Source organism: Hahella sp. CR1, from assembly GCF_029813005.1.
Lineage (GTDB): Bacteria > Pseudomonadota > Gammaproteobacteria > Pseudomonadales > Oleiphilaceae > Hahella.
In genome coordinates this window covers 388,410-408,216 of the sequence record NZ_JAPELK010000005.1, presented here as the reverse complement: position 1 = coordinate 408,216, position 19,807 = coordinate 388,410, and the positions used below count along the sequence as shown (strand labels likewise).

Sequence of the window (19,807 nt, the reverse complement as noted above, 5' to 3'; positions counted from 1 at the left end):
CGTACCTGTGGGAATCAAGGTCTCAACCTTACCATCCTGTCAGGTTTGCCAAAAAATGCGCCAAATCAACCAGGGCTCCGTTCCCGCCGCCTACACTCGAAAAACTCTTTTTTGACTCGCCGATTGTAACTGGATTATTTTTATTCCATAGGAAACAAACAATTATGCACGACAAGGATCTCGCCACATGACCGCAGACGCTGCGCCTATTGGAGAAATTGTCGAAGTTCACGGCCCCGTGGCGATTATTCGCTGCCCTCAGCTGCCGCCTCTGCGGCGCGCGGTCTATACCCGTCTCGATGGCGACACCTGCATTTTTGAAGTGCACCGTCATATCAGCCCCAATGAACTCCAGGCGGTGACGCTGCACAGCACTCAAGGCTTGTGGCGCGGCATGCCAGTGTATGACAGCGGTTCGCCCCTGCATGTTCCTGTAGCGGAAAACTGTCTGGGACGTCTGCTGAATATCTTCGGCGAGCCGCTTGATGGCGGTCCCGTCATAAAAACTGATCAATACCGCAATATCCATCACTCACCTGCTCCGCTTAACGAACTGACGGCCCAGGGCGACCTCCTGCCGACCGGCATCAAAGTGGTCGACCTTCTCTGTCCGTTTATACGCGGCGGCAAGGCGGGCCTGTTCGGCGGCGCCGGCGTGGGGAAAACCGTGCTGATCATGGAGTTCATGCACGCCATCGCGCACCTTCACCAGGGCGTTTCCGTGTTCTCCGGGATCGGCGAGCGCATTCGCGAAGCGCACGAACTCTGGCGTGACATGCAGGACGCCGGCGTCATGGATCGCGCGCTGCTGGTGTTCGGACAGATGGATGAATCTCCCGGTGTGCGTTTTCGAGTCAGTTTATCCGCCCTGGCGTATGCGGAATATTTTCGCGACAGCCTGCGTCGGGACGTGCTGCTGGTAATGGATAACGTATTTAGATTCGTGCAAGCCGGCGCTGAAGTCTCCAGTCTGCTGGGTCGCATGCCCGCCACGGTGGGCTATCAACCGACTTTGGGCAGTGAAGTCGCCGAACTGGAAGACCGCATCACCTCTTCTCTGCACGGAGCCATCACCTCCGTGCAGGCGGTCTACGTTCCCGCCGACGACATGACCGACCCGGCGGTGACCACCATTTTAAGCCATCTGGACACCAGCGTAATTCTATCCCGCACCCAGGCGGCGAAAGGGCTGTACCCCGCCGTGGACCCACTGCTGTCCGGGAGCAAGGCTTTGGACCGCCATACCCTTGGCGCCGCCCACTACACTGTCGCTGAAGCGGTGCGCGGACATCTCGCCCGCTACAAAGAACTGGAAGACATCATCGCCATGCTGGGCGTGGAGGAGTTGTCCGCCGAGGATCAACAGGTCGTGGCCAGAGCCAGAAAACTGCAACGTTATCTCACCCAACCCTTTGTCGTCACCGCCGCCCATACCGGCATGACCGGGGCCTCCGTAGAGTTGAAACAGACCATTTCCGACTGCGACGGCATCCTGGCGGGTCGCTATGACGACTTCAGCGAAGACCAGTTTTACATGCGCGGCGGATTGGAAGGATTGACGTCGTGACACCATTCACCGCCATTCTAAGGGACAGCGACCAGGAGTTACGCATTGACGATCTGGTTTCCTTTCGTAGCCGTGACGCCAGCGGCGCTTTCAGCCTGCAGGCGCGTCATGCCGACTTCCTCACCTTGACTGAGTCCGGGCTCAGTCAATTGACGCGCAGCCAGGGAGTGCAATTTCTGGCGGCCACTGGCGGCTTGTTGGAGTTTGAGAAAGGCGTGCTTTACTTCAGTACGCGACGTTTTTTCATTGACGCCGACGCAGACATTATCCAGCAGCGCTTAATGGAATGGTTGGCCAATGAGAAAGAGCGCCGCGCCAGCTCTCACGTCCATTTGCAACAGCTGGAGCATGAGCTGATGCGTCGCCTGAGTCGCGCCTGAAATAACTGACGAGGAAACCAGTGAGCCATGGAATACAAACGCTTGCGGGACAATCTGGAACGGGACAAAGCCCGTCTCGACAAGGCCGGCCGGGAACGCTCTACGCTGATGCAGGCCACTCGCATCCTTGGCGTGCTGGGTTTTCTGTTTGTATTGCCTGTCATCGGGGGCGCTTACCTGGGGCATTGGCTGGACGGGCTTGGAGAAGGTTACTCCGTACGCTGGACAGTCGGCTTTATCTTGCTGGGAATCGTCGTTGGCGGTGTCAACGCCTATCTGGCGTTACGGGAATAAATCATGCGCGTCAGCCGACCCGGATTTTCTTTTTACTACACAGGGCATCGCAAAGGACACACCTATGAATGACGGCGTATCGACTCCGGTATGGCTGCATATCGGCCCGCTGGCGATCCATGAAACCGTAGTCACAACCTGGCTGATCATGCTTGCTCTGGTCGTCGCAAGCATTCTGATGACGCGCAGACTTTCTCTTCAGCCGGGTCGCGTACAAGCCATGCTGGAAGGCGTCGTTCTGACGCTGGAAAACGCCATCGCCAACGCCGACAGCCGCAATGCGCGGCGCTTGTTGCCGTTGATAGGAACCTTCTGGATATTCCTTCCCGTGGCCAATCTGCTTGGCGTCATTCCCGGCATGCATTCGCCCACTCGCGACCTGTCAGTCACCGCCGCCCTGGCGCTGGTCGTGTTTTTTGCGGTGCACGCCTATGGCGTCCGCCAATCGGGCCTGGGCTACTTTAGGCACTACCTGTCTCCCAGTCCGATCCTGCTGCCGTTTCACATTATCAGCGAGATCACCCGCACCGTAGCGCTGGCGATTCGCCTGTTCGGCAACATCATGAGCCTGGAAATGGCGGCGCTGCTGATTCTGCTGGTAGCGGGTTTTCTGGCGCCGGTGCCTATTCTCATGCTGCACATCATTGAAGCGCTGGTGCAGGCGTACATCTTCGGCATGCTGGCGCTGATCTATGTCGCCGGCGCCATGCAACAAACAACGGAATCCCCCGTAACGACCTCGTCACGTTCAAACTCAGGAGCCCCTTAATGGAGACCATGAACAGCTTTGTATCTTTCTCGACCGTCGCCGCGATTATCGGCATCGCGCTGGGCGCCATGCTGCCCGCCCTGGCCATGGGTAAAGCCATCAGCAGCGCGCTCGACGCCTTGGCGCGTCAGCCCGAAGCGGAAAAGTCGATTACCCGCACACTGTTCATCGGCTTGGCGATGATTGAATCCCTGGCGATCTATGTGCTGGTCATCGTACTGATCGTCTTGTTCCGCAATCCGCTTCTGGAATACCTGCTGCCAGCGCAATAATTCCGACCGGCCTAGAAGGAAAATACCGTGGAACTGGATTGGACCACCGTCGCACTGGAAATTATCAATTTCATAATTCTGGTGTGGTTACTGAAACGCTTTCTGTACCGCCCCGTGCTGAACATCGTCGAGCAGCGGCAAGCCAACATCAAAGCCTCTCTCGATCAGGCCCGCGACGCCCAGGAGCAGGCCGACGCTCTCAAGCGCCAGTACAACGAGCGTCTGCAGACCTGGGAACAGGAGAAGCAGGAAGCCCGTCATAAACTGCAGGAAGAACTCGCCCGCGAAAAAGCAGGCAAGCTGGAGTCATTGCGAGTGCGTCTGGATCAAGAGGTGGACAAAGCCCGCGCAGCTCGCGAAAGCCAGAACCAGCAGTGGCGCAGAGAGACCACCGAGCAGGCGTTGCAGATGGGCGCAGGTTTCGCTTCCGCATTGCTGCAGCCACTGGCCGATCCTCACCTGGAAGAACGCTTGGTCAATCTGTTCTGTGAACGGGTCAGCGCATGGCCCCCGGAACGACTCAGCGGCCTGCGCAATGGCGGCGACATCGAAATCAGCACAGCCTATCCGCTACAGGAAAGCGCCCAACAGCATCTGCAGGAGACGCTGCAAACCTTAACGACGGACCATCGCTCCATACTCTTTCAACAGGACGCAAGTCTTCTGGCCGGCGTCAGAATCGCTTCTGGAGGCTGGACGCTCGGTCTGAATCTGGCGGATGAATTAAGAGGTTTCGCCGAGTCACACCATGAATAATCTCTCTGACCCCATGCAAGATCCCAATCCCAACAAAGATGACCGCGCGCTGCGGCGCACCCGTGACTGGATATCCGACTACTCCCCTGACGTTCGCATACAGGAGCGCGGCGTGCTGGTGTCCGTCGGCGATGGCGTCGCCTGGATCAAGGGCCTGCCGTCGGCGCGCATGGAAGAATTGCTGGATTTTGAAGACGGCAGCCAGGGCATGGTGTTCGACCTTTGCGAAGAACTGGTCGGCGCCGTCATTCTGCAACAAACCGGCTCCCTGACCGCCGGACAAGAGGTGCATCGTACTCGTCGTCCCTTGGGATTAATGGCCCATGACAACCTGCTTGGCCGTGTCATTGATCCCACCGGCCGACCTCTGGACGGTCAACCGCCCTTGCATGAAGGCGCCTGGGTTAACCTTAACGCTCCCACTCCAGCCATTGTTGAACGGGACTTCGTGCACGAACCGCTTTATACCGGCATCCGCATGATCGACGCCATGATTCCTATCGGCAGAGGACAGCGGCAATTAATCATTGGCGACGAAGGTCTGGGACGCACTTCCATCGCGCTGAATGCGGTGTTACATCAGAAAGATAAGGATGTTCGCTGTGTCTACGTGTTGATCGGACAAAAACGAGGCGCGGCGGTCAATGTCATGCAGACGCTGCAGCGGCACGGCGCTGACGCCTACACCACACTGGTGGTGGCTGACGCCGGCTCGCCCCCCGGCTTGCAGTATCTGGCGCCGTTCGCCGGATCAGCGCTGGCGTCGCACTGGATGCGCCAAGGACGCCATGTTCTGGTGGTGTATGACGATCTCTCCAGCCATGCGCGCAGCTATCGGGAGCTGTCTCTGTTGCTGCGCAGACCTCCTGGGCGCGAGGCCTATCCTGGAGATGTGTTCTCTGTACACGCTCGTTTGCTGGAGCAGGCGACCTGCCTTTCGCCCGAGCAAGGCGGGGGCAGCCTCACTGCATTGCCCATTGCGGAAACCCAACAGGGAGAAATCGCCGCTTACATCCCCACTAACCTGATATCCATCACGGACGGCCAGATCTATCTGGAGCGCAGCCTGTTCGCCGCCGGCGTACGCCCCGCCATTGACGTGGGGCGCTCCGTATCGCGCATCGGCGGCAAAGCCCAGCACCCCGCGATCAAACATGAAGCCGGCCGCATGAAGCTGGACTATTCCCGTTTTTTGGAACTGGAGATCTTTACCCGTTTCGGCGCCAAACTGGACCCAGGCATGCAGACCATTATCAAACGCGGCCAATTGCTCCGCGAACTCCTCAAACAGGACCGATTCGAACGCTTTTCGCCGGAACAGGAACTGGCCTGGATGATTGCCTACAACGAAGGGCTTCTGGATGACCATAGCCTCACAGACATCCCTTCAGTGTTGCTACAGATACAGTCCGGGCTCAGCACTCGCCTGAGTCTGGAAACGCCCCGAGAAGACTGGACGGCGGCGCTCCAGGAAATGCTGACGCACGCGGACGACTGAACCATGCCAAGCAGACGCCAGTTGCAGAGTAAGAAAGAGCTGTACGCCACATTGAATAAAATCATGGCGGCGCTAAAAGCCCTCGCCTATGCGGAAACCCGCAAGTTACAGCGACAGATTCCGCCGCAATTGGCGATCGCCGAGCACATGCGCGCCGCCATAGCAAAACTGCAGCAACATCCTAGTGAGGACAGGCCACTTAACAAGCTGGTCATTGTGATGGGAACAGAGCGAGGTTTTTGTGGCGATATCAACCGTCGTCTGCTCGACGCAACCACTGAGATGATGAGGACAACGCCATGTGGCGCCATTTTGGTGGGCGACCGGTTATATCGCCATGCCCACGCAAACTTTGAAGTGCTGGCGCAAGTCTCGGGCCCTTCCGTGGCGGAAGACGTTGAATCGGTCACCGATGAGCTGGTCGCGCTTCTGTCCCAACACAGCCAACGCTACCCATTAACCGAGGCGGAGATTCTCTACTACCGGGAGCAGGACGGACATCCCCGCCGATTTCCACTTTTCCCCAAGCGGAATCATGGAGGCGCCGCCGCGGCCATAACTCCCATGATGTATCGTCCTGCGCCGGAGTTGTTGCTGGAACTGATCCCCATGTATCTATTCGCCTCTCTACAATCCTGTCTCAAGGATGCATTGCTGGGGGAAAACAGGAAGCGGCTCAGTCATCTGGAGTACGCAACACGCCACTTGCAGGAGCGTATGAATGCGCTAACGCTACAAACCAATATGCTGCGTCAGGAAGAAATTATTGAGGATATAGAGGCTCTGTTATTTGTGGTGGCCGACTGACGCAGCGCTAAGGTGCGCTCAACTTTTCCAACGCTTCTTCAACCTGACGCGTCTCTTCATCAGTGAGCGCTTTGTAGCCTCTCAGGTAAGGCCAGCCATATCCCCAGCGAAAACCGGTCGGCCAGTATGGCGATCCACCGACGCGCACACCGGCTTCCATCACAAATGACAGGCTTTCCTCTCCTACGCCGGCGACGCATTGCTGCAAGGCTTTATCCGCCTGTACGCGCTCTTCGTATGTTCCACCTCTCCAGTAGGCCAGGTCATGCTGATAGCAGCAGTCAAACCAAAGATTTTCTTCACTGATGGAGCCATCGGGAAACATACTGCAGCCATCGCTGACGAAAGGCTTGAGTTCCTCGCCGACGCATAAGGCGGGAGCTAGCAATAATAACGTCAAAACAATATTGCGGGCGAACATAGAGCAATCGATCCAACACCGGTAATCCTGCCCGTAGCTTATGCCAGAACCCTGCGTATTACAAAGTGCAACCTGTCCCCCCAAGTTAGCGCTAAAGCGGATCAATCAGGCAAGGTGGCCGTTCTTCAAACGATACCCAACACTCTTGCCAGGACCGCATCATGCTGCTTTGTCTCTTCTTGATTTTTATCGGCTGTTTTATTCTGGAACGTGTGCACACCGGTTGGCGTCTGCCACAGGTAAAGAGCTGGTGGTTCCGCGTATTACTGGTGAATGCATTCCAACTGGCGGTGGTCTTGCTGGCAGGCGTCACCTGGGAAATCTGGTTGTCTGCTTACTCCGTTTTCAATCTTTCGAGTCATCTGAACCCTATCGCCGGCGGCTTTTTCGCGTACTTCATCGCCACCTTCGTCTTTTATTGGTGGCATCGCTGGCGCCATGAAAGCGACTTTTTATGGCGCATCTTCCATCAAATACACCACAGTCCTCAGCGCCTTGAAGTCATCACATCCTTTTATAAACACCCGGGTGAAATGATCTTCAACTCCATCCTGGGCGGTCTGCTGGTCTATGCGCTGCTCGGCCTGGACCCAGCCGCTGGCGCGGTATATACCTTCTGCACGGCGATCGGCGAATTCTTTTATCACACCAATATCAAGACGCCGCACTGGGTGGGTTACTTTTTCCAGCGCCCGGAAATGCATCGTATTCATCATGAATACGGTCGCCACAAGAATAACTATGGCGATATTACCTGGTGGGACATGCTTTTTGGCACTTATGAGAATCCCAAAACCTGGAATAAAACCTGCGGTTTCGACGACGCCAAAGAACAGCGCCTATGGGATATGCTGATGTACCGCGACGTCCATAAGGAATAAATACCTCCCCCCTCAAAAAGCAGGGGATGTTAGCGCTAATAAAATAGCGCAATCCCTTGAATTGATGTGTAATACGGGTTATCAATGCAGCGCGGAACCCAACGAGAGAGGCGCAATGAAACATCCCCTGAAAGTGTTCACCGGCAACTCCAACCCAGCCCTGGCCCACGAAATATGCGGGCATTTGGGGATAGATCTAAGCCCCCTGCAAATCTCACGTTTCTCCAACGACAACCTGTTTGTGCAGATCCAGGAAAACGTGCGCGAACGGGACGTATTTGTGGTGCAGCCGTTCACTGAGCCGGTCAGCGAACACATCATGGAACTGCTGATTACGCTGGACGCCTTACGCAGCGCTTCCGCCCGCCGTATCACTGCAGTCATTCCCTATTACTCCTACGCCCGTTCCGACAAGAAAGACGCTCCCCGCATTTCCATCGCCGGGAAGCTGATGGCCGACTTGCTGCAAACCGCCGGAGCCAATCGGGTGTTGACCATGGATTTACACGCAGACCAGGTTCATGGCTTTTTTAATATTCCCGTCGATCACCTGACCGCCGTCCCGCTGATCGCCGACTACTTCAAAGCGAACTACGACCTGAGCCGGATGGTGGCGGTTGCGACAGACGCTGGCGGCGCCAAGCGGGCGGGACGCTTTTCCGAACGCCTGAATATTCCTCTGGCGATCATCGATAAACGACGCGTCAGCGACACTCAGGTCAAACAAGGACACGTCGTCGGTGACGTCAAGGATATGGACGCCGTGATTTTCGAAGATGAAATTTCCACCGGCGGCACCCTGATGTCCACCGTCAAAACCCTGCAGCAAGCCGGCGTACGCAGCATTCATGTCGGCGCCGTACACCCAGTGCTTTGCGGTCCCGCCATCACCAATCTGCGTGAAGCGAATATTTCATCTTTGGTCGTCACTAATACGGTTTATCTACCGGAACAGAAACAACTGGAGAAAATCACCCAACTCTCCGTCGCCTCCCTAATGGCGGGGGCGATCAGCCGAATCCATTCCGGGGAGAGTGTGGGGGCTTTGTTTAGTTAATAACGGAAGCGATTAACGGAACAGACTATTGTTGACGGGGTCCCACCAAGAAGCCAGATACGTGGACTTCTTATGCCATGCGCTAATGTAGCTCATCGCCTCATCAATAACGCGCTGAGGCAAAGGCGTATTACTTTGTGAGTCGTAGCAGGCTTCGTCGTAACCCACGTTTTTCATGTACGCTATTTTAGCCATCGCCCGCATCCGCTGAGACACAGTTGGGCTGGGCGCATACTTGGTTATATTGACCGTAGGTATCCCCAGAAACGCGCCAAAATCCATTCCTCCACTCATCATGCCTATCGACGCAAAAACCCCCATACCGTGCGCGCAAAGTAACATGCCCCCCTGGCTGACATAAGAAGCTTTCAATGTGTAAAGCGTGTTTTGCACAGGAGTCAGATCAATCGCCTTTGCAGGAACCTTCTTGATATCCCGGAGGTCGCCAACAAGCACCGCCACAAGACCTCGCGCATCTAGCGCTTCCACAACCTGCTGCAAAGACGCCTCTGATGTACCTCGCCGGTCCTTGCTACCGCGCCGGACCCACACCAATACTTTGTTTCGCTGTATATTGCCCAAAAGACGGTGCAGCTGACCTTCAATGCTTGGATTAACCGGGCTACAGGCGAATACAAACGCCTTTCTGATTTCTTCGCGAATTAACGGAGGTCCAAGCTCATCGAGGTGACTATAGGCAGTAAGAGTGGTGCGGTTTGTCGTGAGAGGATCGTCTTTATTCTGTCGCTTAAGCTTAGAGTTTATTGGATGAAATTTATGTAAAAAGTGCAGCATCTGCGCGTCGGAAACAATATCACCCGGCGGCTCCAGAGAATCAATAATTAACTCCACATCCGACGCCTTCCCGACGTAACACATCGCAACCAGCCATGCAGCAGTGTGAAGAACTTCTCCGAAGCCGTTGGTTGCGAGAACGGCCTGAGTCCTTTTCAAATCATCCGGATTAATTGCGAAATCCATCGTTTCATTTCCTTGGGCTACTAAAACATAGTATTAGCGCCAAAAAAGATGAAAACGCCTCACGTATAAAAAATAATTGCATGAAATATAAGAGTTATTTCACGAAGCAAAATTCACGGTAAGCTCATTTAGATTCCGGGGTGAAAGCTTTCAGTTATGCATTAAACTTATTCCTGATACGCCACATGAAAAGGACAAACTATGTCTCTTAGCAGCACCGTTATGGAAAACTCATCATTTAGCAAAAGAGGAAAGCTTGGCGTACTGCTTGTCATAATAATGCTCGCGCTATGTTCCTTCAGACTTCCCGCAGCAGAAATCAAAGTAGTCACCACCGACTTCCCCCCCTATTCCTTTGAAGAGAGCGGCGAAATCCGTGGTATGGCGACGGAAGTGGTGAAAGCCGTGTTGGCGAAGTCTGGCGTCGGTGTGTCTTCGTTCCGTGTTTACCCATGGGCGCGGGCTTATAAACTTGCTCAGACCGAACCCAACACGCTGATCTACTCCATCGCCCGTTCCTCCGAACGAGAGCCGATGTTCAAGTGGGTGGGAGAGATTGCGCCGTTTCGGGTCAACCTCTACAAGCTGAAAAGCCGGTCAAACATCACTATCAGCAGCCTGGAAGACGCCAAACGCTATGTCGTCGGCGGTGAGTATCAGGATATCAAGCAGGATTATCTGGTTAAGCAGGGCTTTGAGGTGGGGAAGAATATTGTGCTGATGCCGGAAGACGAGCTCAACATTCGCATGCTGTTCGCCAAGCGCATCGACCTGATTCCATTCAGTGAGTTCAGCCTCCCCATCATGTTGAAACAAGAAGGTTTTTCCCCTGCGGAGGTAGAGAATGTGCTGACGTTGGACGACATTTCCTACAACCTCTATATGGCTTGCAGCCTGGAGACGCCGGACGCAACCGTAGACAGTCTCAGGCTCGCGCTGCAGACGCTATGGGATAAGGGAGAAATCCAGGCGATCCATCAGAAATACCTCAACCCCGAGTAATCGAGCCTCTCACTGTGATCACCGCAGATGTATAATCCCCGCCGTAATCAGCGGAGCAACCCCCATGGCGTTAAAAGCAACCATCTATAAAGCCGTACTGCATGTTGCAGATATGGACCGGAACTATTACGAGGACCTGACACTCACCGTCGCCAGACACCCTTCAGAAACCGACGAACGCATGATGCTGCGTCTGGTCGCTTTCGCGCTGCACGCATCAGATCGCCTGCAGTTCACCAAAGGCATCAGCACGCAGGATGAGCCGGATATCTGGGAAAAAAGCCTGAGTGATGAAATCGACCTGTGGATTGATCTCGGACTACCGGAAGAAAGCCGCATTCGCAAAGCCTGCGGTCGCGCCAGGCAAGTCATCATTTACGCCTATGGTGGTCGAGCCGTTCCGTTATGGTGGCGGAAAAATCAGGACGAACTCGCCCGCTTTGATAACCTGCGCATCATGGAAGTCAGCGCAGAGACGACCAAACAACTGGCGGATTTGGCGCAACGCGCCATGGATCTGCAATGCACCATTCAGGATGGACAGGTCTGGCTGAGCGACGCCTCCAACAGCGTCGCCATCGAACCCGTCAGCCTGTTTCCCGCATAAGGCTTCGCTTACGCTGCGAGCGGCGCGCGCTTTCTGGCGCGCCGTGCGCTCATTTCCCGCCGCATCAGCAATAAACCGCTTGCAGCGATCAGCAGAGCGCCGATTAACGCCAACGACGCAGGCGTTTCCTCCCAGAACACATAAGCCAACGCCATCCCCCATACCAACTGAGAGTACTGCATCGCACTGACCGTACTGGGCGATCCGCTCTGAAATGCTGACAGCACCAACAAAGTCGCCAGCGCGTAGCACACTCCGCCCGCCGCACTGATCGCCAGCGCGGTCATATCAAAGGAGAACAGAGACCATCCGGGCCAGCATCCCGTCACGACGACGATCAGGCTCAGCCCATAAACGGCGAACGCCAGAGGATGCTCCTGGTCTTTGTATTTTGCGACCATTATGAACGCCGCCGCTTCAATCATGGCGCTCGCCAAGGCGGGCAATAAAGCCATATTCACCACGCCAAAGCTTGGCGAGAGCACAATCAACGCGCCGACAAAGCCCATCAGCGCCAACATGAAGCGTCCCGTATCGAAGCGCTCCATATTCATCGCCATCGCGAATACCGCGACAAACACAGGCATGGTCAGAATCAGACTGTACGCCTCCGTTAGCGGCGCAGCGCCATAGCTGTAAAACGCCAGGGCGTCGACCAGCAACAGCATGACGGCCCGAACTAAATGCAGGCCCGGCCGCGATGTCTTCAATAGCGTCCAGCGTGGAGCCACCCATACCGATAACGCCAGCAGAGCAAACAGGCAGTTGAAGAAAATGACCTGTGGCAACGGGTAATTCGCCAGCAAATGTTTGATGCTTAAGTCCATCCAGGTAAAAAAGAAAAAGCCGCACAGGGCCATCAGCGCCGCTCTCATAGTCGCCCCCTAAAATCAGTCCTACAACACATCGCACACACCAATCCCTCAGATCAGCAGTGCGAGGCGGAAAATTTCACTTGGGATAGCTTGCGGCAGCGTCTAACATTTGTGAAACGAGTTTATTTTTATTAATTAATAAAATTGTTTTATGAATTTATCTCATCACATCATCGCCCATCTTCCCTTTCTCGCCGCGGTCTATCGCGCGCGCAGCTTTACCCGCGCGGCGGAGGAAATGCACGTATCCCAGGCGGCGGTGAGCTACCAGATTCGGCAGTTGGAGCAAAAGATCGGGGTTTGTCTGGTCGTGCGCCAATCCGGTAGCCGCATCCATCTGACCCATGCCGGACAGAATCTGGTGGATGAGTACTTGGTCAGCGAGCAGCGCCTGCAGGCGACTCTCGACAGTCTGAGTGGTGAAAGCCTCAGCGGCAGGCTAAAGGTCACCGCCCCCGTCGACTTCGGCAGTCTGGTTATGCCTGCCGCCATTGCGGAATTGGAGCGTCTGGCGCCTGCGCTGCAAATAGAGTTACACGTCAGTGACGACCTGATCGATCTTGTCGCGCAGCAGTTTGACGTCGCAATTCGCTCTCCTGCGACAGGCGCCGGGTTGACGCATCACCTGCTGACGACCTCCAAAAAACAGGTGGTGGCCGGCAAAGAGTATTTGCAGCGACGCGGTCTGCCGGACACTCTCGCAGATCTAAGACATCACCGTCTGCTAACCCGCGCCAACGGCAAAGCCGCCAGTTGGGGACAGTTATTAAAGCAGAATGATCTCAATCTGGATGCGATGCCGGAGCGCATGCGCCTAGGCAATACCTTCGCACTGGCGGAAGGCGTTCGCAATAATCTGGGAGTAGCGATATTGCCCAGCTTCGCTGTGGGGTGGGATATCGCGGAAGGAAAGGTCATTGAGCTGTTTCCGTCCTATAGCGCGCCGCTACTGACGGAGTTTTACTTGAGCTATCCGCCGTCAGCGCCAATCCGCAAGCGGCTCGCAGTGCTGGCGCAAGCCATACGGACGGTGATGGTTTCCGAGCGTTTCAGCGACGGATTCATCGAGGCGGACGAGCTATTGAATGATTAAAAACGCTCAACGCAAACGCCCCATGTCATCGTCTTCGGATAACTCCTCCGCTTTGCGGCATTCTTTGTCTGTTTGCGTTTCGTCGCAAACCGGATGCTGAGTTTGCGGATCAGGCTGATGATGCGACGCGCAGGACGACAACACCAGCGCCAACAAAGCGACCAACGCAGGCCGCAGCCAACGCAACTTCAGTCTAGACAGCTTTATCACTTGGATTTTCCTTTTAATTTGCACTCGTCAATCAGGCTGCGCACCCGCTCATCCGTCAATACATTTTCTCGCGCCCATGCAAAGTCTTTACTGCGTCCTATCGCAGGGGCTTGATAGGGTTGGTAATCAAAGTCGGCGAATTGGACGCTGACCTTGAGCAGACAAGCGAAAAAATAAGTGACTTCTTCCGCATTCTCCAACAGCGACGCAAAACGCAGCCCGTTTCTGGCGATACTCCACTGGAAGGGCTCTTCAGCCAGCAGCTCTTTAGTACGCGCCAGAAAACAAGATTCATGAAAATAACTCAGGGTTTCTGGATCTTTCGTCCACACGCCCCGGCGTTTCGACGCATTGAGATAGCAGGCGAGGATATTCTGCCGCAACTTATAACGGATGACTAAATTAGCCAATTGCGCCTGTTCAAGAATATCCAGTGCGGACTGGTATGCCTGAATCGCCTCTCCGCGATACGCCAGCATACGCTGGTCCTGATTGCGTTTACGCGCGCCAAGGCAACGGTCAAACAATATATCTCCCAGCAACCACCACAAACGCGCGCCCCCCACAGGCTCGCGCCCTGCAATCCTCAACTCATGACGCAGGAAAAACTCCAGACGCCCGATATTCTCCTCCTGCGACAGGTCGCAATTACGACGAAGCAAGTCCTCGTACAGATCGAACATGCCTTCCAATGCCGCAGGAAACGGATTGGGAAACTCCCTTTCATGCAAAGCATTGATAATGTCCACCGTATTTTTATTGGGTTTATGGTGGGGATGGTGATAGTTCGCCTTCAGCGTTTTGATATCCGGGCCAGCCTCATACTGGGCCACAAACGCTTCCCATGTCCAAAGACGTTTTAAGCGATGAATTTTGTTAAAAGTTGTAGGCATTTATGTTCTGCAAAATGTCAAGACCAGTTTTTGCTATAAAACTGGTTTTTTAGGCCTCTTTCCAGATCGCTATGCTGACCGGGAATCAGAGGCTGCGTCAAGCGCCGCAATCAGCACTAGGAACCGATCATGAAAAAACTTGCTTTAGCCGCTATCACTCTTCTTTACCTCAGTGGCTGCGCCACCTCTTCTCACTTCAATCGCGCCGCGATGGAAGGAATATCCGCCGAGTCTGGACAGCCCAAAGAGTACGCACGGGCGGACTCGGTCAAAGAAATCGACGCACTGAAGCCGCAAGCCGAGCTTCCATTGCGGTTGTACGTACCACAACCCGCCAATGACAACCCGTGGAGCCAGGAGGAGATTGAGGAAATCGAGTCATGGAAGTCCTTCTTGAAACAAAACGGCCTAGTGTCTGAATTATTTGTCGCACCGGAGTCGTCGCGCAGAAATTGCTATCAGTATGACAACTGCCAGCTTGAAGAACAGCGTATGGAGGCCGCGCGCTTTCAGGCGGACGCCTGGCTCGCTTTCGACATCAACAGCAGTGAGGAGGAGTACGCCAACCCTCTGAGTATTCTCAACATCACACTGGTCGGCATGTGGGTGGTCCCGGCGCATCACACGTCGTCGGACGTGCGTCTGGAAGGCTCTCTGGTGGATGTTCGCAACGGCTATCTCTACGCTTTCGCCCGCGCCTTCGGCAAAGCGTCTCAAACCCGACCATTCATGTACTCAGAAAGGTATGAAACCCGACGCCTCGCCCGTCTGAACGCGCTGAAAAACTTCGGCGAACGACTCAGGCAAGAAACCAGCGGAAGCGCAGCGTCCACTCTTTAACTCCTCGGCGACGTCCATTATCCTCAGGTAGCACGCCTCCCACTTTTCGTGGTCAGGCCAGAATCGATTGAGGGAGTATGGACATGCTACGCGCCATAACATTGCTGTTGGCTTTGGGCCTGAGTCTCATGACACAGGCCCAGCGTCTGGAAACGATCACACTGCAACACCGAACAGCGGAGGACATGGCGCGCCAGGTTCGGGAACTGTACCCCGAGGATCAGGCCCATATCAGTGGTCATCGCAACCAGTTGCTGATTCGGGCGGACGACTCGGTTATTGCGGAAATCCATGACCTGGTGATGCAACTGGATACTCCGCAACGGCAGTTTCTCATTACGGTCAGCCGTGATCGCAACCGGTTAGGAGAAAACAGCGGCTGGGGCGTCTCAGGCGTCATCAGCAACGAAGGCGGATCGGCGCGGGTCGAAGCAGGCAAGAAAGTCTACTCCACCCGGGGCGGCGGGCAGCAAACGCTCACCGTCGTGGAAGGCTCTTCCGCCTTTATCAATACCGGCCAGAAGCAGCCTGTCAGAACGACGCAACGGATCAATGGCCGACTGGTGGATAGCGTGGAATATCTGGATCTGAGCAGCGGCGTCTACGTAGAGCCCCGTCTGACCGGACAGAACCGGGTTGAATTGAAAGTCCGCTCACAAAGCAACGAGCGCGACGACATTCAACAACAACGCGTCAATACGTCTTCCCTGGACACCATTCGCGTCGTCCAGCTCGGCGAGTGGGTGGAGCTGGGAGGCGCGTCGTTAACCAGCAGCCGCTCAGACAGCGGCATAACCTATTCCACACGCAGACAGAGCGCAGATGAACAAAGCGTTCTCATCAAAGTTGAATTATTGGGGAATTAGCTATTCAGTAAAAAAGTCGTGGAAGTGGTAGCCCTTATTTTCCGGGCGCAACGATAAAGAGAAACGGCGAAAATCCTCTTTAGCCCAGTGGGCCTCCGTGACGACATCGATGGCCTTATCTACGTTGGCCGCCGTCGCCACAGCCAGATGCGTGCGAATGGTGACGCCTAGATAATCCGCAAAATCAACGCCGTTGAAATAGTCATACAGAAGCACGACCGCCCAGCCGGCTTCGACAAAGTGCCCGCCCACACTATGGGACAGGCGCCCGTCCTTTACCCCTTCTAACCCTTCATTCGACCAGTCCACACCGCCAATCAGGCGCTCCGGCTCCCGCGCGACTGAGCGCGCCGCCAGGGCCATCAAGTCACTGGCGGCCCAAATCAGGTCCACCGAGGGATAGCGTTCCAACATTTTCGGAGCGCGGGCCGTCACTTCATCCCAATACCAGTTGGCGTAAACCAGTTGTTTCAGGCTCACCTTATCAGTGTGCTCTGACAGAAATCGCCGCAAACCGGCGTTACGGTCCAAAGCCGCAGTGGAATCCATACCTCCACTGAACGCCAGCATGTCAAAGCTGCCCTTTCGCGGCCACTTTGCCTGAGCCTGTCGCAGTAACTCCGCCGCGACCAGATAGCCGACCTCCTCATCGTCGGGGTACATATGTCCCAGCCAATTAGGAAACTTCTCCGAACGCGGCTGTCCCACCAGAACCCGATCGCGCTCCGGCACACTGGTGTTGACAAGAAATACGCCGACGTCTCGGGCATTAGCTTCCTGCAGGAGCTTTTCTGTAATGGAAAAAAAGTATCCAACAATAATCACCTTCGGCGGATTGGGACGCTGCAGCGCCTCCATGCCCATTTTCAGCACATTGAAGCGTTGATCGTTCCCGTACATGACTTCCAGTTTGACGCCCAGGTCCTTCGCCACGTCTTTGGCGAAGGCGCCGGTCTTCCCCCAGAAGATATTTTCAGCGGGAGACGGTGATATAAACAGGAAATAATCCGTATCGGACAAGCGTCCGACAGACGGAGCGCCAGCATGACACAGACCGGACGAAGCGATAACCCAGACGACAATGAAGCCGCGCAAGAACTTCATTACAGTTGCGAGATTCATAGTTATTTATAGATAAGGCACCTCCATTAAGAGTGGACCATAACCGCTAGTTTGCAAAGAATCCGCCTGGCGCCCACTGACGCAAAAATTTTTCCTTCCATGTCGGCGCTTCCTGATTGCGCGGCCTGCGCCGCCGTAATAGTATGCGCTCCCCGCCCCAAGACTCGGAGTGCACCATGTTACGGCGCTTTCTGACTACCCTTTACTTTTTATGTTTCTGCTCCTCTCTTTACGCCCGCGAGCTAACGGAGCGCAGCGACTGGCGCGAGTATTTCCGCAACGCCCAGGTTCAGGGCGTCTTCGTGCTTTGCAAACAAAATGCGGACAACTGTCAAACCAGCGATCTGCAACGCGCCTCAGAGGGCTTCGTCCCCGCCTCCACATTCAAAATCCTGGAGGCGCTGATTGCGTTGGAGACCGGAGTCTTGAAAGACGGCCGGGAAGTGTTTCACTGGGATGGGCAAAAACGCCCGTTCAAAATATGGGAAGACGACTTCAGCTTACGTGGAGCCATGCAAAACTCCGTCGAGCCGGTTTTTCAGGAACTCGCGATAAAGATTGGCGAAGAACGCATGCGCCATCATGTCGCTCAAGTGAACTACGGCAACGCCGATATCAGCGGCAGCGCGGACCACTTCTGGCTTGATGGCGCGCTGCGAATATCCGCCGCGGAGCAAATTGAATTCCTGTCCCGCCTTTATTACACCGGACTGCCATTTTCTGAACGCAATCAACTGATCGTACAAGAGGCGCTGCTGACCGAAGCCGCCAACACCTTTGTATTAAGGAGTAAAACCGGCTATAGCCTGGGCATGCCAGGATACAACGATGCAACCAAATCTGGTTTGGCCTGGTGGGTCGGATGGGTGGAAAAAGGCGCTGACCTGTATTTCTTCGCCGCCAATTTCGATATCGACAAGAATGAAAAGCTGGCGTTCAGAAAAAGCATTCCCCGACGCATCATGACATCGGAGGGGATTCTGCCATAGAGGCGTTATTCAGCCGGCGAACAAGTAGCGGCCTTTTATTTGTCTCGCCTGCGATAACAGAAGCGGCGGGCTTGTCGCCGCCATGTGAACATCCCGTTGTTTTCGAGGACTGCTTATCAGTTTGCCCTGAAATTAAGTGCTAGCCTGCCCAGTCAACAGCTGTCATATCGATTCAGCAATCGCCTATTTCAGGGTAACAGCCATGCCACTAACAATAATAAAATCGCAGTTCTCCCGTCGTCTCCACAACACAATTCGTTTCAGCCTTTTCGTCAGTCTGGTCGTCAGCCTGCACGGGTGTGCGACTTCCTGGTGGCAAGACGCGGAGCCCTCCGCGCCACAAGAGGAGATCAGCCAAGCGGAAGAGATTGTCGTCCCTAATGAGTCCGTCTCTCAGACTCAGACTGCAGCTGTCCCCGCATCTAGTGAAGCCCTTAAAGGCGAAGAACTCGAACCGTCTATGGTTTCAGTAGAAATCATCAGTAGCGAGCCTCCTGCGGCTGGACATGAGACAGCGGCGTTAGCGCACAAGGATTCACTCCAAGCTGCAACGCAAACCAGTAAAGAGCCGAGTGTCGACACAGAGACGACAGCAGCCTCCGCACTTACGCCGCCGACGGCGGAAGCCCCCCATGATCAACAGGCGACTTCACAGCCCATGCTGGCGATAGCGCAAGATTCAAAGCCTTCGCCAGTGCAAGCCAACGCTAAGGCGGTAGGGCAAAGTGAAGATGTCATAGATGAAGAAGCCGGGTCACTGAAGGTCGTGGAAGTCAAAGCTCAGCCTACCTCTATCGAACGTTCCTCCACGACAGCCGCGCTGAGTCAGAGCGTCGCTTCATTCGGCATTTGGACCCTGGAACGCAACTGGGATGGAGAACACCCGGACAGCTGTCGCCTCAGCACGCCAACCCGCCAGGTGGAAATCGGCGACCACACCTCTCAAATATGGTTATCCTTGGAGCCGGGCCGCTTTGTCGTTTACGCCTCATCAGACATTTTCCTGAAAAAGCGCGGCGTAGGCCTACGCCTGGACCAGTCCAAGCTGATGTCTTTCTCACAACAGGACTACCCTACCCGCACGCTTGTCTTGTCGGACCTGAGCGAGCAACTGGAAAAGAGCAAAATGCTGCACGTTTACCTGGTATTAGGTGAGCAAAAGTCGTCGCTTGCTCACCAGGAATTCAGTTTGCAGGATATGCGCAAAGCTATCCCCGCCCTCAAACGCTGCAATGGCTGAAAAGCCTTGTTTTTCAAGGGCGAACAGCAAGTTCGCCCAGGCTTATATCTGCGTTTCCAGCCTTAAGCAATAATGCTTACAGAGAATCCACTACAGACCGCTAACCGACTGATTCTTTAGACTACTCTCGAATACATAGAAACATATACGGTTAGTGTTGTGGACTGGATAATCAATAGCAGCCAAAGAAACGCCATTCATCCAAGCGGACTCGAGCTGTTTTTTTACGCATTCGGCGGCGAGTTACGGGAACTGATGCCCCGTAATATCCCGGAAGAATTATCAGCCTCAGAAGTCCGTGAATTAGTGCAAGATGGTGAGAAGAAAATCACCAACTTCTTCGGACTTGAGAGCGACCCCCGCAAAGTGCACATTCTGCTCTAAGCG

Annotated in this window: 24 protein-coding genes; 18 read left to right on the top strand and 6 right to left on the bottom strand. The window is 54.8% G+C overall.

Translation table 11 applies throughout. The features are described from left to right. The first annotated feature begins 187 nt into the window (after positions 1-187). From atpD to ONV78_RS15015, 8 genes are all read left to right on the top strand, one after another. The gene (gene atpD, locus ONV78_RS15050) at positions 188-1,567 is read left to right on the top strand and encodes a F0F1 ATP synthase subunit beta (RefSeq protein WP_279504237.1); all 1,380 of its coding nucleotides are present in this window, start codon (positions 188-190) and stop codon (positions 1,565-1,567) included. Then, positions 1,564-1,947, top strand: coding sequence for a hypothetical protein (locus ONV78_RS15045; protein WP_279504235.1), 384 nt, complete (start codon positions 1,564-1,566; stop codon positions 1,945-1,947). The genes atpD and ONV78_RS15045 overlap by 4 nt, the downstream gene beginning before the upstream one ends. A gap of 27 nt (positions 1,948-1,974) precedes the next feature. Further along, positions 1,975-2,241, top strand: a complete 267-nt coding sequence (locus ONV78_RS15040) for an AtpZ/AtpI family protein (protein ID WP_216736447.1) — start codon at positions 1,975-1,977, stop codon at positions 2,239-2,241. Positions 2,242-2,305: 64 nt separating this feature from the next. Then, on the top strand, positions 2,306-3,010 hold the full coding sequence (locus ONV78_RS15035) for a F0F1 ATP synthase subunit A (RefSeq protein WP_216736446.1): 705 nt from the start codon (positions 2,306-2,308) through the stop codon (positions 3,008-3,010). Next, the gene (locus tag ONV78_RS15030) at positions 3,010-3,282 is read left to right on the top strand and encodes an ATP F0F1 synthase subunit C (protein WP_127968503.1); all 273 of its coding nucleotides are present in this window, start codon (positions 3,010-3,012) and stop codon (positions 3,280-3,282) included. The genes ONV78_RS15035 and ONV78_RS15030 overlap by 1 nt, the downstream gene beginning before the upstream one ends. Before the next feature lie 27 nt (positions 3,283-3,309). Next, a complete protein-coding gene (locus ONV78_RS15025; protein ID WP_279504232.1) occupies positions 3,310-4,038 on the top strand; it encodes a F0F1 ATP synthase subunit delta in 729 nt (242 codons plus the stop codon). After that, positions 4,031-5,536 (top strand): F0F1 ATP synthase subunit alpha, encoded by a 1,506-nt coding sequence (locus tag ONV78_RS15020; RefSeq protein WP_279504231.1) that lies wholly within the window; start codon positions 4,031-4,033, stop codon positions 5,534-5,536. Before ONV78_RS15025 ends, ONV78_RS15020 begins: the two co-directional genes overlap by 8 nt. Positions 5,537-5,539: 3 nt before the next feature. Beyond that, positions 5,540-6,343, top strand: coding sequence for a F0F1 ATP synthase subunit gamma (locus ONV78_RS15015; protein WP_279504229.1), 804 nt, complete (start codon positions 5,540-5,542; stop codon positions 6,341-6,343). A 7-nt stretch (positions 6,344-6,350) separates the two neighbouring features. Here the strand turns inward: ONV78_RS15015 and ONV78_RS15010 are convergent, their stop codons facing one another. Further along, complete coding sequence (locus tag ONV78_RS15010; RefSeq protein WP_279504228.1) at positions 6,351-6,764, bottom strand: FAD-binding oxidoreductase; 414 nt, start codon at positions 6,762-6,764, stop codon at positions 6,351-6,353. 161 nt (positions 6,765-6,925) lie between these two features. On the opposite strand from ONV78_RS15010, the gene ONV78_RS15005 reads away from it, so the two are divergent. Together ONV78_RS15005 and ONV78_RS15000 are read left to right on the top strand one after the other, a co-directional pair. Continuing rightward, the gene (locus ONV78_RS15005) at positions 6,926-7,645 is read left to right on the top strand and encodes a sterol desaturase family protein (RefSeq protein ID WP_279504227.1); all 720 of its coding nucleotides are present in this window, start codon (positions 6,926-6,928) and stop codon (positions 7,643-7,645) included. A 115-nt stretch (positions 7,646-7,760) separates the two neighbouring features. After that, complete coding sequence (locus tag ONV78_RS15000) at positions 7,761-8,702, top strand: ribose-phosphate pyrophosphokinase (RefSeq protein WP_279504225.1); 942 nt, start codon at positions 7,761-7,763, stop codon at positions 8,700-8,702. A gap of 12 nt (positions 8,703-8,714) precedes the next feature. On the opposite strand, the gene ONV78_RS14995 is transcribed toward ONV78_RS15000, so the two are convergent. Next, entirely contained in the window at positions 8,715-9,683 is a 969-nt protein-coding gene (locus ONV78_RS14995) for a hypothetical protein (RefSeq protein WP_279504222.1), read from the bottom strand. 201 nt (positions 9,684-9,884) lie between these two features. Between ONV78_RS14995 and ONV78_RS14990 the strand changes: the two genes are divergently transcribed. Beyond that, a complete protein-coding gene (locus tag ONV78_RS14990; protein ID WP_279504220.1) occupies positions 9,885-10,685 on the top strand; it encodes a transporter substrate-binding domain-containing protein in 801 nt (266 codons plus the stop codon). A 64-nt stretch (positions 10,686-10,749) separates the two neighbouring features. Further along, a complete protein-coding gene (locus ONV78_RS14985) occupies positions 10,750-11,292 on the top strand; it encodes a YaeQ family protein (RefSeq protein ID WP_279504218.1) in 543 nt (180 codons plus the stop codon). 8 nt (positions 11,293-11,300) lie between these two features. Here ONV78_RS14985 and ONV78_RS14980 read toward each other — a convergent pair whose 3' ends face one another. After that, positions 11,301-12,167 carry a DMT family transporter gene (locus ONV78_RS14980; protein WP_279504217.1) on the bottom strand — a complete coding sequence of 289 codons (867 nt, stop codon included), beginning with the start codon at positions 12,165-12,167 and terminating at the stop codon, positions 11,301-11,303. Positions 12,168-12,318: 151 nt separating this feature from the next. Here ONV78_RS14980 and ONV78_RS14975 point away from each other — a divergent pair, with 151 nt between their 5' ends. Continuing rightward, positions 12,319-13,260 carry a LysR family transcriptional regulator gene (locus ONV78_RS14975; protein ID WP_279504215.1) on the top strand — a complete coding sequence of 314 codons (942 nt, stop codon included), beginning with the start codon at positions 12,319-12,321 and terminating at the stop codon, positions 13,258-13,260. A 6-nt stretch (positions 13,261-13,266) separates the two neighbouring features. Here ONV78_RS14975 and ONV78_RS14970 read toward each other — a convergent pair whose 3' ends face one another. Together ONV78_RS14970 and ONV78_RS14965 are read right to left on the bottom strand one after the other, a co-directional pair. After that, positions 13,267-13,470 (bottom strand): hypothetical protein, encoded by a 204-nt coding sequence (locus ONV78_RS14970; protein ID WP_279504213.1) that lies wholly within the window; start codon positions 13,468-13,470, stop codon positions 13,267-13,269. Further along, positions 13,467-14,303 (bottom strand): hypothetical protein, encoded by an 837-nt coding sequence (locus ONV78_RS14965; protein ID WP_279504212.1) that lies wholly within the window; start codon positions 14,301-14,303, stop codon positions 13,467-13,469. Before ONV78_RS14965 ends, ONV78_RS14970 begins: the two co-directional genes overlap by 4 nt. A 189-nt stretch (positions 14,304-14,492) precedes the next feature. Between ONV78_RS14965 and ONV78_RS14960 the strand changes: the two genes are divergently transcribed. Then, the gene (locus ONV78_RS14960) at positions 14,493-15,203 is read left to right on the top strand and encodes a hypothetical protein (protein ID WP_279504210.1); all 711 of its coding nucleotides are present in this window, start codon (positions 14,493-14,495) and stop codon (positions 15,201-15,203) included. Positions 15,204-15,286: 83 nt separating this feature from the next. Further along, the gene (locus ONV78_RS14955; protein WP_279504209.1) at positions 15,287-16,069 is read left to right on the top strand and encodes a secretin N-terminal domain-containing protein; all 783 of its coding nucleotides are present in this window, start codon (positions 15,287-15,289) and stop codon (positions 16,067-16,069) included. Here the strand turns inward: ONV78_RS14955 and ONV78_RS14950 are convergent, their stop codons facing one another. Further along, the gene (locus ONV78_RS14950; protein ID WP_279504207.1) at positions 16,070-17,173 is read right to left on the bottom strand and encodes an ABC transporter substrate-binding protein; all 1,104 of its coding nucleotides are present in this window, start codon (positions 17,171-17,173) and stop codon (positions 16,070-16,072) included. It abuts the gene before it with no gap. A gap of 194 nt (positions 17,174-17,367) precedes the next feature. On the opposite strand from ONV78_RS14950, the gene blaOXA reads away from it, so the two are divergent. The 3 genes from blaOXA to ONV78_RS14935 all read left to right on the top strand — a co-directional run bounded on the left by blaOXA (position 17,368) and on the right by ONV78_RS14935 (position 19,804). Further along, positions 17,368-18,180 (top strand): class D beta-lactamase, encoded by an 813-nt coding sequence (gene blaOXA, locus ONV78_RS14945; protein ID WP_279504205.1) that lies wholly within the window; start codon positions 17,368-17,370, stop codon positions 18,178-18,180. A 202-nt stretch (positions 18,181-18,382) separates the two neighbouring features. After that, positions 18,383-19,420, top strand: coding sequence for a hypothetical protein (locus tag ONV78_RS14940; RefSeq protein ID WP_279504203.1), 1,038 nt, complete (start codon positions 18,383-18,385; stop codon positions 19,418-19,420). Between the two features lie 159 nt (positions 19,421-19,579). Next, positions 19,580-19,804 (top strand): hypothetical protein, encoded by a 225-nt coding sequence (locus ONV78_RS14935; protein ID WP_127968486.1) that lies wholly within the window; start codon positions 19,580-19,582, stop codon positions 19,802-19,804. The last annotated feature ends 3 nt before the right edge of the window (positions 19,805-19,807 follow it).